Origin of the sequence: Pseudomonas farsensis, assembly GCF_014268805.2 — a bacterium.
Classification (GTDB): domain Bacteria; phylum Pseudomonadota; class Gammaproteobacteria; order Pseudomonadales; family Pseudomonadaceae; genus Aquipseudomonas; species Aquipseudomonas farsensis.
Map to the genome: position 1 here is coordinate 1990962 of NZ_JABWRF020000001.1, position 14413 is coordinate 2005374.

Annotated in this window: 12 protein-coding genes; 4 read left to right on the forward strand and 8 right to left on the reverse strand. The window is 65.2% G+C overall.

Features of this window, described 5'->3' with window-relative positions; translation table 11 throughout:
• Positions 1 to 7: 7 nt before the first annotated feature.
• The 3 genes from HU719_RS09075 to HU719_RS09085 all read right to left on the reverse strand — a co-directional run bounded on the left by HU719_RS09075 (position 8) and on the right by HU719_RS09085 (position 3050).
• On the reverse strand, positions 8 to 1426 hold the full coding sequence (locus HU719_RS09075) for a short-chain fatty acid transporter (RefSeq protein ID WP_186535096.1): 1419 nt from the start codon (positions 1424 to 1426) through the stop codon (positions 8 to 10).
• A 233-nt stretch (positions 1427 to 1659) separates the two neighbouring features.
• Positions 1660 to 2316 carry a CoA transferase subunit B gene (locus HU719_RS09080; protein WP_186517976.1) on the reverse strand — a complete coding sequence of 219 codons (657 nt, stop codon included), beginning with the start codon at positions 2314 to 2316 and terminating at the stop codon, positions 1660 to 1662.
• A gap of 35 nt (positions 2317 to 2351) precedes the next feature.
• Positions 2352 to 3050 (reverse strand): CoA transferase subunit A, encoded by a 699-nt coding sequence (locus HU719_RS09085; protein ID WP_186517978.1) that lies wholly within the window; start codon positions 3048 to 3050, stop codon positions 2352 to 2354.
• Between the two features lie 121 nt (positions 3051 to 3171).
• On the opposite strand from HU719_RS09085, the gene HU719_RS09090 reads away from it, so the two are divergent.
• Together HU719_RS09090 and HU719_RS09095 are read left to right on the forward strand one after the other, a co-directional pair.
• Positions 3172 to 4077, forward strand: coding sequence for a LysR family transcriptional regulator (locus tag HU719_RS09090; RefSeq protein WP_186517980.1), 906 nt, complete (start codon positions 3172 to 3174; stop codon positions 4075 to 4077).
• The gene (locus HU719_RS09095; RefSeq protein WP_186535095.1) at positions 4065 to 4886 is read left to right on the forward strand and encodes an aldo/keto reductase; all 822 of its coding nucleotides are present in this window, start codon (positions 4065 to 4067) and stop codon (positions 4884 to 4886) included. Before HU719_RS09090 ends, HU719_RS09095 begins: the two co-directional genes overlap by 13 nt.
• Positions 4887 to 5058: 172 nt before the next feature.
• On the opposite strand, the gene HU719_RS09100 is transcribed toward HU719_RS09095, so the two are convergent.
• From HU719_RS09100 to lexA, 4 genes are read right to left on the reverse strand one after another with little or no spacing between them, the layout of a single operon-like run.
• Complete coding sequence (locus HU719_RS09100) at positions 5059 to 8139, reverse strand: error-prone DNA polymerase (RefSeq protein ID WP_186535094.1); 3081 nt, start codon at positions 8137 to 8139, stop codon at positions 5059 to 5061.
• Complete coding sequence (locus tag HU719_RS09105; RefSeq protein ID WP_186535093.1) at positions 8136 to 9554, reverse strand: Y-family DNA polymerase; 1419 nt, start codon at positions 9552 to 9554, stop codon at positions 8136 to 8138. The genes HU719_RS09100 and HU719_RS09105 overlap by 4 nt, the downstream gene beginning before the upstream one ends.
• A 5-nt stretch (positions 9555 to 9559) precedes the next feature.
• Positions 9560 to 10180 (reverse strand): translesion DNA synthesis-associated protein ImuA, encoded by a 621-nt coding sequence (gene imuA, locus HU719_RS09110; protein WP_186535092.1) that lies wholly within the window; start codon positions 10178 to 10180, stop codon positions 9560 to 9562.
• The gene (lexA, locus tag HU719_RS09115) at positions 10180 to 10788 is read right to left on the reverse strand and encodes a transcriptional repressor LexA (protein WP_496197690.1); all 609 of its coding nucleotides are present in this window, start codon (positions 10786 to 10788) and stop codon (positions 10180 to 10182) included. Before lexA ends, imuA begins: the two co-directional genes overlap by 1 nt.
• A gap of 102 nt (positions 10789 to 10890) precedes the next feature.
• On the opposite strand from lexA, the gene HU719_RS09120 reads away from it, so the two are divergent.
• Both HU719_RS09120 and pdxR read left to right on the forward strand, forming a co-directional pair.
• Positions 10891 to 11550: an HAD family hydrolase gene (locus tag HU719_RS09120; protein ID WP_186535090.1), complete on the forward strand. Its 660-nt coding sequence runs from the start codon at positions 10891 to 10893 to the stop codon at positions 11548 to 11550.
• 35 nt (positions 11551 to 11585) lie between these two features.
• The gene (gene pdxR, locus HU719_RS09125; protein ID WP_186535089.1) at positions 11586 to 13019 is read left to right on the forward strand and encodes a MocR-like pyridoxine biosynthesis transcription factor PdxR; all 1434 of its coding nucleotides are present in this window, start codon (positions 11586 to 11588) and stop codon (positions 13017 to 13019) included.
• Here pdxR and HU719_RS09130 read toward each other — a convergent pair.
• Positions 13012 to 14208 (reverse strand): CynX/NimT family MFS transporter, encoded by a 1197-nt coding sequence (locus tag HU719_RS09130; RefSeq protein WP_186535088.1) that lies wholly within the window; start codon positions 14206 to 14208, stop codon positions 13012 to 13014. The genes pdxR and HU719_RS09130 overlap by 8 nt on opposite strands.
• Positions 14209 to 14413: the final 205 nt, after the last annotated feature.

Below are 14413 nucleotides of genomic sequence, written 5' to 3' on the forward strand. Positions count from 1 at the left end.
CTGAGGCTCAGGGCATGACTGGCGGCACGTACTGCAGGGTGGTGCCCAGCGCCCATAGCAGCACCAGCACCAACGGCACATGCACCAACAACTGCACGAACGAGAAACCGATCAGGTCGCGCGCCTTGAGCCCGAGCACACCCAGCAGCGGCAGCATGTAGAACGGATTGATCAGGTTCGGCAGCGCTTCAGCGGCGTTGTAGATCTGTACCGCCCAGCCCAGGTGATATTGCAGGTCGTTGGCCACCAGCATCACGTACGGCGCCTCGATGATCCACTTGCCGCCACCGGACGGGATGAAGAAGCCCAGCACGGCTGAATACACGCCCATCAGCAGCGCATAGGTGTCGTGGGTGGCAATCTGGGTGAAGAACACCGAGATATGGTGGGCCAGGGTCTGCTCATCAACGCCCTTCACCTGGGTGAGGATGGCGGCAATCGAACCATACAGCGGGAACTGGATCAGCACCCCGGTGGTGGTCGGCACCGCGCGGGCCACGGCATCGAGAAAGCTGCGCGGGCGCCAGTGCAGCAAGGCGCCGAGCATGATGAACAGCAGGTTGTAGGTGTTCAGCCCGGAAATGGCGGTGATCGCAGGCTTGGTGGCGAACTCCTGGTACAGCCAGCCGCCGGCCAGCGCCACCAGCAACAGGATCAGAATCGGGCTGTATTCCAGCCATTCGCCTGGGCGCGTGCGCTGTGGCGCAGGTGGGGCGCTGAAACTTGGGTCAACACCGCAGTCTTCGGCGCTGCGTGCGCTGTTCGGGCCGGGGGCGGTGGCGTAGGCGATGATCAGCGAGACGATGACCAGCGCCGCCAGCATCACCCCGGACTGCCAGAGAAAAATGGTTTCGGTGAACGGGATCACCCCGGTGATCGACAGGATCGACGGCGGCAGGCTGGCCGGGTTGGCCTGCAGCTGCGCCGCCGACGATGACAGCCCCAGCGCCCACACCGCGCCCAGGCCCAGGTAGGCGGCAGCGCCCGCTGCCCGGTAGTCCATTTTCAGGTCGGTGCGGCGCGCCAGGGCACGCACCAGCAGGCCGCCAAAGACCAGCGACAGGCCCCAGTTGAGCAGCGATGCCAGCATCGAGATCAGCGCCACCCAGCACACCGCCGAGCGGCCGTTTTTCGGGATGCGCGCCAGGCGGTCGATCAGCCGCGCCGCAGGTGGCGAGCTGGCCACCACGTAACCGCCGATGACCACGAAGGCCATCTGCATGGTGAAGGGGATCAGGCTCCAGAAGCCGTCACCGAAGGCTTTGGCGGTATCGGTGGGCTTGGCGCCCATCACCAGCGCGCCGAGGCACACCAACATTACCGCAAGTGCGGCGAACACCCAGGAGTCGGGGAACCAGCGTTCGGCCCAGTTGGAGCAGCGCAGGGCAAAACGGGCGGAGCGGCTGTCTTGAATATCAGCGGCCACGGGGGTTTTCCTTTTTTGATTTTATAGGTGGAGGTTTGAATGTTTTTTGGGACGGTTCTGCGCAGGCTCGCGCTGGCCTCATCGCAGGCTATCGCCAGCTCCCACAGAGATCGCGCCAGCCGCGAAATCCGAGTCTGGCTCAGACCCTGTGGGAGCTGGCGATAGCCTGCGATGAGGCCGGAGCAGGCTTGCACAAAATCAGGAAATCTCCCACACACCGAGTAGCGAGGTTTTCAGAAGGTCATTTCCTGAACATCGTCCGGCACGATCAACTTGCCGGCTGTTTTGGCGATGATCTCCTCAACGCTGACGCCCGGCGCTGTCTCGCGCAAGATGAACGCACCCTCGGCAATTTCCAGGTACGCAAGGTCGGTCAGCACCTTGCGAATGCAGCCAGCGCCGGTCAGCGGCAGGCTGCACTGGGGCAGCAGCTTGGACTCCCCATCCTTGGAAGCATGGGTCATGGTGACGATGATGTTCTCGGCACCGGCGACCAGGTCCATGGCGCCACCCATGCCCTTGACCAGCTTGCCCGGGATCATCCACGAGGCGATGTTGCCGTGCACGTCCACCTCGAAGGCGCCCAGCACGGTCAGGTCGACGTGGCCGCCGCGGATCATCGCAAACGACTGCGCCGAATCGAAAATAGACGCACCCACGCGGGCGGTCACCGTTTGCTTGCCGGCGTTGATCATGTCTGGGTCGAGGGTGCTTTCGGTGGGGAACTCGCCCATCCCAAGCAGGCCGTTTTCCGATTGCAGCATCACGTCCATGTCGGCGGGCACGTAGTTGGCCACCAGGGTCGGGATGCCAATGCCGAGGTTAACGTAGTAGCCGTCCTTCAGTTCACGGGCGACGCGTTGGGCCATCTGTTCGCGGGTCAGTGCCATGGTCTGGGTCTCTTTGTTGTTCTGTGGGACGGCGCTCAGGCCTTGACGGTGCGTTTTTCGATGCGTTTTTCAAAGGTGCCGACGATCACCCGGTCGACGAAGATGCCGGGGGTGTGAATTTCGCTGGGCAGCAGCACGCCTGGCTCGACGATCTCTTCGACTTCGACCACAGTGATCTTGCCGGCGGTGGCCGCCAGTGGGTTGAAGTTTTGCGCGGTGTTGCGGTACACCACATTGCCGTAGTGGTCGGCTTTCCAGCCTTTGACGATGGCAAAGTCGCCGGTGATGGACTCTTCGAGGATGAACTTGCGGCCGTTGAATTCGCGCACTTCCTTGCCGTCGGCCACCGGGGTGCCGTAGCCGGTGGCGGTATAGAAGGCCGGAATGCCGGCGCCTCCAGCGCGCATTTTTTCGGCCAGAGTACCTTGCGGGGTCAGGTCGACCTCCAGTTCGCCGCTAAGCAACTGGCGTTCAAACTCGGCGTTCTCGCCCACATAAGAGGCGACCATCTTGCGGATCTGCCTGTCTTCGAGCAGCACACCCAGGCCAAAGCCATCGACGCCGCAATTGTTGGAGACCACGGTCAGGCCCTTGACGCCCATGCGCTTGATTTGCGCAATCAAGTTTTCAGGGATGCCACACAGGCCAAAGCCGCCGGCCAGAACGGTCATGCCATCGGTCAGGCCTGCCAGTGCCTCTTCATAGGTTGCTACACGCTTGTCCAGTCCGGCCATGCTCAGTCGCCTTTTGTAGTTGTTGGAACCGTACGGTCATCTTCACCTTAGCTGACTGATTTGTTAATTTTGTTTTAGTCATTGATTGATAACTTTTACAAAACAAAGGCCACGTCCCTCCATGAACGTCAAACAGTTGCGCGCCTTCGTCACCGTGGCCAAGTACCAGAGCTTTGCCCAGGCCGGTGAACACCTGCACATCTCGCAACCGGCCTTGAGCCTGACCATCAAGGCGCTGGAGGACAACCTCGGCGGCGCCCTGCTCACCCGCACCACCCGCAGCGTCAGCCTGACACCTGAAGGCGAAGTGCTGCTGCCGCTGGCGCGCCGCCTGCTGGCCGACTGGGACGACACCGAAGAACTGCTGCGCCAGCGCTTTACCTTGCAGCTGGGGCGGGTTTCGGTGGCAGCCATGCCCTCCTACGCCGGCAACCTGCTGCCCGACGCATTGAAGGTGTTCCGTGGGCGCTACCCTAAAGTCAACGTCACGGTGCATGACGTGATCAACGAACAGGTACTGGAACTGGTGCGCCATCGCCGCGTCGAACTGGGCATCGGCTTCGAACCCGACAGCAGCGCTGCGCTGCGCTTCTACCCGCTGTACATGGACCGATTCGTGGCCGTGGTGCCTGCCGATTCGCCGCTGGCCCAGCAGGCTCAAGTGCGCTGGGTCGAGCTATTGGCCGAAGACTTCGTCGCCCTGCAACGGCCCTCGGCGGTGCGTTTGCTGCTTGAGCAGCAGGTGGCCGCCGACCATGGCAAGCTGGCGGTGGCGTTCGAGAGCCATCAACTGGCTACAGTTGGGCGCATGGTCGCCAGCGGCTTGGGCGTGAGTGCAGTGCCTGCGCTGTGTATCGAACAGATGCGCGAACTTGGCGCCTGCTGCGTCCCCTTGGTGGAGCCTGCGGTGCAACGGCGCATAGGCGTCATCGCCCTGGCCGACCACAAACTGTCCAGGGCGGCCGAGGCACTGCTCGACGTGCTGCTTGCCCATACCCATCCTCAGGAGGTGACATGCGATACGTGAATCTGGCCGGCGCCCAAGTGCCAACCATTGGCCAAGGCACCTGGTACATGGGTGACGACCCCGGCAACCAGCGCGCCGAGGTGGCGGCGCTGCAACAGGGCATCGAACTGGGCATGACCTTGGTCGACACGGCCGAAATGTATGCCGAGGGCGGCGCCGAAAAAGTCGTGGGCAAGGCCATCGCCGGGCGCCGGGACAAAGTGTTTCTGGTCAGCAAGGTCTACCCGCACAACGCCAGCCGGCGCGGCGTGCCCGAGGCGTGCGAACGCAGCCTGAAGCGCCTTGGCACCGACTGCATCGACCTGTACCTGCTGCACTGGCGCGGCCAGTACCCACTTGAAGAGACCGTGGAAGCCTTCGAGCGCCTGATCGAGCAAGGCAAGATCCGCCGTTGGGGGGTGTCGAATTTCGATCTGGACGACCTGCACGAGCTGAACAACCCGGCCTGTGCGACCAACCAAGTGCTGTACAACCCGGCTGAGCGCGGCATTGAGTTCGACCTGCTGCCATGGAGCCAGGCGCAGCACATGCCGACCATGGCCTACTGCCCACTGGCCCAGGCTGGGCGTTTGTTGCGCGACCCGGTGCTTGCGCAGATCGGCGAACGCCATGGTGCCACGCCTGCACAGGTGAGCCTTGCGTGGGTAACCCGCCAGGAGGGCGTGATTGCCATCCCCAAGGCAGTGAGCCCTGCCCATGTGCAGCAAAATGCGGCGGCGGCGGACTTGGTGCTCAGTGAGCAGGATTTGCAGGAGATTGACCGGGCATTTGCACCGCCCACGCGCAAGCAGCGGTTGGCGATGGTGTAGCCCACGTACGACAAAGTCCCTGTGTAGGAGCGGCCTCGTGCCGCGAAAGGGCTGCGTAGCGGCCCCAGGATCTTGACCTCATGCAAAATCGCCGGGGCCGCTACGCAGCCCTTTCGCGACACAAGGCCGCTCCTACGCTAGATCGCGTGGAGACTGGAACATGGATTCGACCTCAGTGGAAATCGCGGCTACGCACATCCAATCCCTGCAACAACTGGCTGACATCCTCCAACCGCCGTGCAATCAGGTGGCGCACGCCGTTTTCCTGCTCCAGCCGCCCACTGACCTTGAGCAATTGCGAGCCCACCAGCGCACGGCGTTGGCGCTCGGCCAGCTCGCGCCACACCACCACATTGAGCATGCCGTGTTCGTCTTCAAGGGTGACGAAGGTCACCCCGCTGGCCGTCTGCGGGCGCTGGCGGCCGACAACGATACCGGCAACGGCGACACTGTCGCCATGGGCCAGGCCGTCCAACTCGGCCGAGCTGCGACAACCCAGCGCACGCAGGCGGGCACGCAGCAGGGTCAGCGGGTGCGGGCCCAAGGTCGTGCCCAAGGTGTCGTAATCAGCCCGCAGATCCTCGCCCACAGTCGGGGCCGGCAGCTCCACCGCCTGCTCGGCCACGGGCTGCACCTGGGCGAACAACGGCAACTGCGCCTGCACTGCCGCGACCTGCCAGCGGGCCTGATGACGGTCACGCGCCATGGCCCGGAGCGCGCCGGCATCGGCCAGCCGGGCGCGGGCCCGCTGGTCGAGGCCGGCGCGCTGGCACAGGTCTTCGATATCACGCCAGGGCGCTTGCGCGCGGGCTTGTTCCAGGCGCCGGGCGTCGGCCTCACTGAAGCCGCGGATCTGCCGCAAGCCTAAGCGAATCGCCAGTTCGTCACCTTGCAGCGGCTCCAGGGTGCAATCCCACTGGCTATGGAACACATCCACCGGGCGCACCTCGATACCCAGGCGCCGCGCCTCTTGCAGCAACTGATCAGGGCTGTAGAACCCCATGGGCCAGCTGTTGACCAGCGCGCAGGTGAAAATCGCCGGCTCATGGCACTTGAGCCAACTGCTGGCATAGCACAGCAAGGCGAAGCTTGCGGCGTGGGACTCGGGGAAGCCGTAACTGCCAAACCCCTTGATCTGCTCGAAAATACGCTCGGCGAAGGCCAGCTCGTAGCCATTGCGCAGCATGCCGTCGATCAACCGCTCGCGGTGCGGTTCCAGCCCGCCGTGGCGCTTCCAGGCCGCCATGCTGCGGCGCAGTTGGTCCGCTTCGCCTGGGCTGTAGTCGGCGGCGACCATGGCAAGCTCCATGACCTGTTCCTGAAACAGCGGTACGCCAAGGGTGCGTTGAAACACCTCGCGCAGTTTTTCCGAGGGGTAAGTCACCGGTTCCTGCTTCAAGCGACGGCGCAAATACGGGTGGACCATGTCGCCCTGAATCGGCCCCGGGCGCACAATCGCCACCTCGATGACCAGGTCATAGAAGGTTGCAGGCTTGAGCCGGGGCAGCATGGCCATTTGCGCCCGCGACTCGATCTGGAACACCCCCATGGTTTCGGCGCGGCTGATCATCGCGTAGGTGGCCGGGTCTTCTGGGGGGATGCTGGCCAGTGTCAGCTCACGCCCCCGGTGCAGCGCCAGCAGGTCGAAACAGCGGCGCAAGGCGCTGAGCATGCCCAGGGCCAGCACATCGACCTTGAGCAACCCGACCATGTCCAGGTCGTCCTTGTCCCACTGGATCACCGTGCGTTCAGGCATGGCCGCGTTTTCAATCGGCACCAGCTCATGCAGCGGCTGCTGGGAGATGACAAAACCGCCGGGGTGTTGCGACAGGTGCCGCGGGAAACCGATCAACTCGCCGGCCAGCACCAGAATGCGCCGCAGCGACGGGCTTTGCGCATCGAACCCGGCCTCGGCCAGGCGGGTTGCGTCGGGAATCCGGTCACTCCAGCGCCCACAGCACTTGGCCAAGGCATCCACCTGATCTGCTGGCAGGCCCAGCACCCGCGCCACATCGCGCACAGCGCCGGCTGCGTGGTAACTGCTGACTACCGCTGTAAGTGCGGCGCGATGCCGGCCATAGCGGCGGAATACGTACTGGATCACCTCTTCACGGCGGTTGTGCTCGAAGTCCACGTCGATGTCTGGCGGCTCGTTGCGTTCGCGCGACAGAAAACGCTCGAACAGCAGCCGATGTTCCATGGGATCGAGTTCGGTGATGCCCAGCACGAAGCACACTACCGAGTTGGCCGCAGAGCCACGGCCCTGACAGAGAATGTGCTGGTTGCGGGCGAAGGTGACGATATCGTGCACGGTGAGAAAGTAGCTTTCGTAGCCCAGCTCTTCGATTAGCGCCAGTTCCTTGGCCAGCACTTCACGCACCTGCGCACTCGGCCCCTGTGGCCAGCGCCGTGGCAGGCCCTGCTCGCAGAGCGTGTGTAGCCAACTGGCCGGCGTGTGGCCCTCGGGGACCAGCTCGCGAGGGTATTGATACTGCAATTGGCTCAGGTCGAAATTGCAGCGCTCGGCAATCGCCACGGAAGTGGCCAGCAACGGGGCGGGGTACAGCGCCTGAAGCTGTTCCAGCGGGCGCAGGTGGCGTTCGCCATTGGCGAACAGATACTGCCCGGCCTGCGCCACGCTGCAATGGGCGCGGATGGCCGTCATGCAGTCCTGCAACGCGCGGCGCCCGCGGGCGTGCATATGCACATCGCCACAGGCCACCAACGGGATACCCAGTTGCCCGCCAAGCGCCTGCAAATGCGCAAGGCGCGCGTCGTCATCGGCGCCTCGATGCAGGTGCACCGCCAGCCATAGCCGTTCACCGAATACATCGAGCAAGTGCTGCCCGGCAATGGCATCGGGCGCAGCGCCCGGCACCCACAGTGCCAGCAAGCCATGCTGGTGGGCGGCGAGGTCTTCGGCCAGCACCTGATAGCTGCCCTTCTCGGCCCGGCGCCGCGCCTGGGTGATCAGCGCACAGAGGTTCTGGTAGCCCGCCAGGTTTTCCACCAGCAACACAAGCTTTGGCCCCTGCTGCACCTGTATTTCGCTGCCAACGATCAACTTGAGGCCATGCTCCTTGGCCGCCTGCCAAGCCCGCACAATGCCGGCAAGGGTGCATTCGTCGGTAATCGCCAGGGCCTGGTAGCCCTGCTCGCGGGCGCGGCGAAACAGCTCGTCGGCGCTTGAGGCGCCGCGCTGAAAGCTGAAACTGGACAGGCAGTGCAGCTCGGCGTAGCCCGCGCCGCTCATGCGAACCAGCCCTGCAGCCACAGCGGGCCGGGCTGGGCCAGGTCGCGGTAGGCCCAGCCCCGCAGGCCGTCGCGGGTTTCGATCCGGTAGTAATCCCGGCGCACATCGCCACCATCCCACCAACCGGACTCGATACGCTCGGCCTGCCCGAGCAGTTGCAGCCCTGCCTCGGACAACAGCCGGGGTTCGGGCAGCAGCCAGCCGGGGCGGCTGCCCGGCGGCGCCAGCAAGGCACCCGGTGCGCCCTGCTCGGCCCCTTGCCAGGCGCACTCGGGGCGGTGATCGGCCTCGGCGCGCAAGCCTTTGACGGCGTCATCCCCCAACCGCGCCCGCAAGCGCTCGCGCAGTTGCTCCCAGGGTTGGCTCTGCTGCGCACGGGGGTCGAACAGCGCCTGGTGCTGGGGCACAAAGGCTGGCAGATCATCAGCCAGCAGCCGCAGGGTGCGTACCGGGGCGCGCAAGGTCAGCGCTTCAAGCCGCCCACGGGCCAGCTCGAACAGCATCGCCGCATCGCGTTCTGCAGCCAGCAGACCGACCAGCAGCACAGTTGCGGCGCCTTCGTGGTGCTCAAGGTGCAGTGCAAAGCGCTGCACGCCGCAATCGCGCCCGGCCAGAAACGCCGCCAGGTCGTTGAGTAGCCGGCGTAGCGGGAACAGCAACGCCTGGTGCGACTCGACATCAAAATTGAGCTCTAGCCGCGCCTCGAAACGGTCGGGCGGCAGGTAGAAACCCAGCCCCAGGTTGCGCAGGCCGAACAGTTGGTCCAGGTGCACTTGCACCTGCGCGCTGAACCGCTTGGCCAGGGCATCACGCGGCAGCGCCATGACCTCGCCGAGCCTGCGCAAACCCATGCGCATCAGCGCCTCGCGGGTATCGGCGGGCAGCCCCGCGCGGTCTATGGGCAGGTTGAGCAAGGCGGCGCGGGTATCATTGGGGTCGGTCACGGCAAGGCCATCGTGGGCGTTGGCCAACATGCGCGCCGCTACGGGGTTGCTGGCCAGCACAATGCGCTGGCGCAAGCCCAGTTCGGCAAGCTCTTGGCGCAGGCGCGCCTCAAATGCCGGCCAGGGGCCAAACAATTGCAGGCTCGAACCCACCTCCAGCAACAAGGCGCGGGGGTAATGCCGGCTCACCTGGGCGCTGAAACGATAGGCCCAGGTGGCCAATAACTGTTGCAGTTGCTCGATGCGCGCAGGGTCAGCCTCGACGCAGGTGAAACCGTCGGCCAAGGCACGCGCTGCGGTCAATGCCTGGCCGGCACGCAAACCAAGCTTGGCAGCCGCGGGGTTCACCGCTTGCAGCACTCGCCGTTGCACAGGGCCGCTGATCAGTACCAGCGGTGCGTCGGCGTCGTCGCGCTCACGCAGGATGCTGTCCAGCGCCAACTGCGGGAACAGGATGCAGGCCCAGAGCATAGCGGTCAGCTGCGCTGCGCAGAGGCGATGGGCAGCGCCGGCGGCAGCCCGCCACGGCACTTGATGACCCGCCACTGCGCAGGGCGGGCGTCAATGGCAATGCGCAGCGCAGCCGGCGATGGGTTATGGGCCGCCTGCTGCGGTCGGCAGGCGAAGGCCAGCGCGTTACCGGTTTCGGCGGCTACCTGCAAGCGGCGCAACGCGCGGTCCTCGGCGCGTTCCGGCCAGCACAGCACGGCAGCGCAGCTGCCCGAGCGCAGGCACTGTTCGGCAGCCCACAGGGCCTCGGCATTATCGGCCTCGACCTGGGCCAGCCAGCGCAGGTCGACCCCTGCTGCCTGCCAGGCCGGGGCGTAGGGAATGAACGGTGGCGCCACCAGCACCACGCGCTCGCCCGCGCCAGTGAGCCGCGCCAAGGTTGGCCAAAGCAGCTGCAGCTCGCCACAACCGGGGCTGGCCAACAGCAGTTCGCTGAGCGCCGCAGGCGGCCAGCCACCATCGGGCAGGCGCTGATCCAGCGCACCATAGCCACTGGGCTGCAAGCCCTGCGGCCGCGCCTGAGCCTGCCGCCCACGCCATACCTGGCGTTGGTCGAGCAGCCGGTCGAGCGCAACCACGGCGCCCATCAGTCACGCCTCAAGAGGCCACAGAACACGCCTTCGATAAAGAATTCGCGCTCTGGGCCCACATCGATGGGCTGGTAGTTGGGGTTGCGTGGAAGCAGCCGAAAACCTTCGCGGGTGCGCTGCAAGCGCTTGATGGTGACCTCGCCATCCAGCCGGGCGACGACAATTTGGCCATCGCGGGCATCCGCCTGTTGCAGGATGCCGACCAGATCACCGTCGAAGATACCGTCATCGACCATTGAGTCGCCGCGCACCTTCAGCAGGTAGTCGGGCGTACGCCGGAACAGGCTGGGGTCGAGCATCAATTGCTCGTGGATGCCGAGGTCTGGGCCGATGGGCGCACCGGCAGCCACCTGGCCGAGCACCGGCACTTCGAGGATTTCGGGGCGGCGCAGGGGCTCGGCCAGGCGAATGCCACGCGCCTGGTTGGGCGTGACGTCGATGTAGCCGGCCTGGCACAGGGCGGTTATGTGCTTGCGTGCGACGCTGCGCGAGGCAAAACCGAAGCGCTCGGCGATGTCGGCCAGCGACGGTGGCTGGCCTTGATCGGTGATGCGCTCGCGAATGAAACCGAGGATGGCACGGCGTTTGGGGGATAAGTTGTCCATAGAGCACATTTGTACTCTTTTCTTGAAACACTGAACAGCCCCCTTCATCGGCGGCTTTGGCTATGATGCTGCTGAATTGTTTCTCCTTGATCAGGATGCCCGATGCTGACCGCCTTGCTGTTCGACCTCGACGGAACCCTCACCGACACCGACACCCTGCACCTGCAGGCCTTGCGCACATTGCTGCACGACTACGACGGCCGCGAACTCAGCCAGGCGCAGTTCGATGCACGCATCAGCGGGCGGTCCAACGGCGAGCTGTTCGCCGAACTGTTCCCCCAGGCCGATGCCCGGCAACGCCAGGCCTTGGCCGAGCGCAAAGAGGCGCTTTTTCGCGAGTTGTCGCCAGAACTTGAGCCTTTGCCTGGCCTGCTGCGCCTGCTGAGCTACGCCCGTGAACACCGCATCGGCATGTGCGTCGTCACCAACGCACCACGGCTCAATGCCGAGCACATGCTCACTGGCATGGGCCTGGGTGACTGGTTCGAGCATGTGCTGGTAGCCGATGAGCTGGAGCGCCCCAAGCCCGACCCACTGCCCTACCTCACCGGGTTGCAGCGGCTCAAGGCACCGGCTGGCCAAGCCCTGGCCTTCGAAGATTCCCTGCCTGGAGTCCAGGCCGCCAGCGGCGCCGGCATCTTTACCGTGGGGGTGGCTACCACGCAAACTGCCGAGCGTCTGCATGAAGCCGGCGCACAGCTGGTAATCGACAATTTCGATGACCCACAGCTGTGGGCATTGATCGAGAAAATGGCCGGCTGAACTGCCTGCCCCCTGACAACCCTGCGGGCCCCCCCATGGAACTGCACATTCGCCTTGAAGGCCGTAAAGGCCTCGCCGACCAGCTCTACCAGCAACTGCGCGAGGGTATCGACAGTGGCCACCTGGCTGCTGGCACCCAGTTACCCCCTACCCGCCTGCTGGCCGAGCAACTGGGGGTTTCGCGCAAGACCGTGGCTGAGGCGTATTCACGCCTGACCTACGAGAGCCTGATCAGCGGCGTAGTCGGGCGCGGCACCTTCATCAGCCCGCGCCGAGCGCTGCAACCGCCCCCCGCCCAAGGCGCACAGCTGGCCGGTGCCGACATGCTAGAACGCTGGCGCTCGCGTGCCACGGTGTTAAGCCTGCGCGGGCTGGATGGGCCCTCGCGCTACGACTTCATTGGCGGCGCCTCCAGCAAGGCGCAGTTCCCGTACGACCAGTGGCGTAGCTGCATGCAATACGCCCTGCGCCGCAGCCAGCACCACCGCGAGCTCAAGTTCGCCGCACAAGGTCTGACCGAACTGCGCGAGGCGATCGCCCACCACATTGCCTTTGCCCGCGGCGTGCATTGCAGCGCCAGCGATGTACTGGTGTGCAACGGCGCCCAGCAGGCGCTGGACCTGATCGCCCGAGTGCTGATCGAGCCCGGCAGCAAAGTGGCCATGGAAGACCCCGGCTACCCACCGGCGCGCCAGCTGTTCCTGGCCTTGGGCGCCGATGTGCAGTCGGTAGCGGTGGATGACCAGGGCATGTGCGTCGAGCAGATTGCCGCTGGCACGCGGCTGATTTACGTCACGCCTTCGCACCAGTTCCCCTTGGGCATGCCGATGGCCGAGCCGCGCCGCCATGCGCTGCTGGCGCGCGCCGCCGAACTGGGCGCACTGGTCATCGAGGATGACTACGACTGCGAATTCCGCTACCAGGGCCCTGCCGCCGAAGCCTTGCAGCGCCTGGACCGCAACGGGCTGGTTGCCTACGTGGGCACCTTCTCCAAAACCCTGCTGCCCGAGCTGCGCCTGGGCTACACAGTGCTGCCGCCAGCGGTGATGCAGGCTGCCTGTGTGGCCAAGCAACTGACCGACTGGCACAGCCCGAGCTTGCCGCAGTGGGCGCTGGCGCGGTTTATCAGCGAAGGCCACTTGAGCCGCCATATCCGCCGCTGCCACGATGTCTACAGCGCACGCCGCGAGCGCATCCTGGCACGCATCAACGGCGATCTTGCGCCGTGGTTACGCGCAGTACCGGCCAGCGCAGGCTTTCACCTCAGTGCCCTGGCCAACCCCGGCGTCGATGTAGAACGGTTGATCAGCCTGGCGCGCAGGGCCGAAGTGGGCTTGTATTCCCTGGCGCCATTTTTCAGCCAAGCCCCGCTGCAACCGGGGCTACTGATGGGCTTTGGCGCTATCGAGCTGCTGGACATCGACCCGGCCCTGGACCGAGTCGCCGACACCCTGCACGTGCTCAGTTGACCGCAGCAGTCGTTACCTCTTGGCCCCTGCGCTCTATCGCCTGGCGATAGCCATTGGGCGCAAAGCATGCCGTGACCACCAGCATGGCCAGCACTGTGCAGGTAAGCAGCGCCCAGGAAGCCTGGAAATCGCCGCTGACATCGCGTAGCCAACCGGTGATGTACGGCACGATGCCCGTCACGATAAAGCCGACCCCCTGCACGAACGCTGCCAGGCTGCCCGCCTCGGCCGGCGTGCGCAGGTGCTCGATCGTCAGGGTAAGGCTCAGGCTGAAGCAGGCGCCCAGGCCCAGCCCGATCATCGCCACCCACAGGCCCATGGCACTGCCCGGTGCCAGCAGCAGCCCGGAAAAACCACCCAATTGCACCAGCAATGCCAACCATAACCCCGGCCGGCGGTCAGTCAGGCGCCGCAGTAGCAGTGGCAGCCCCAATGCACCAGCCACTTGGAACACAGTCATCAGCCCCACCAGCTCGCCACCACCCTGGGCGGTGCCGCCGTGCTCCAGGTGATAGGCCGGCAGCCACGCGACCATGCTGGTATAGCCGCCATTGATCAGCCCGAAGTACAGCGCCAGCAACCACGCCCGGCGGTTGCCGAACCAATGCCCGCGCGCAGCACCGCCCAACGTCGTGGCTTCTTTACGCGGGCGCAGCACCAGCCAAGCGCACAGTGCCAGCACCGCCGGCACTGCCCACAGCCCAAGCCCCACCTGCCAGCGGCCAAAGTACGCACTGATCGACGGCCCCAGCAGTGCGGCCAAGCCGCCGCCACTCATCAGTGCTGCCGAGTACAGCCCCATGGCTGCAGCCAGGCGCCCGGGGAACCAGCGGTTGACCAAGCCCGGCATCATGCCTTGCACCACCGCAACGCCCAGCCCCGCCAGCACCGCACTGGCAATCAACGCGCCCGCGCTCCCCAACTGCAAGCGCCACAGGCAAGCCAGGGCAATCGCCGACAGCCCGGCGAGCATGCCGGCGTGCTCGCTCAACCAGCGCCGCAGCCACGGCTGCAACAACGGCACCAGGCCCATGCACAACACCGGCAACGCCGTCAGCAAGGCGGCCTGCTGATAACCCAGGCCGGTGCTCTGGCGCATGGGTTCAAGCAACGGCCCGATGCTGGTGAGGATCGGCCGCAGGTTCAGCGCCAGGAGCACCACCAGCAGCAGGTCAAGTGCGCCCCTCATGGTTGAATCGCCTGCAGGCATTGACGGTAAGAAGCGGACATCGGTTGGGGCATGACTCGGTACTCGCTGAAAGACCGCGTCATTATCCCCAGTGCCGGGCGCCTGCAGAAATGAAGATATTGGATGCAACCCAGTGGCCACCTGAATGCCGCCATTGGCCCCCTGGCAAACGTTCGTATTGGCTATTCGGGGTTTTGCGGCCCAG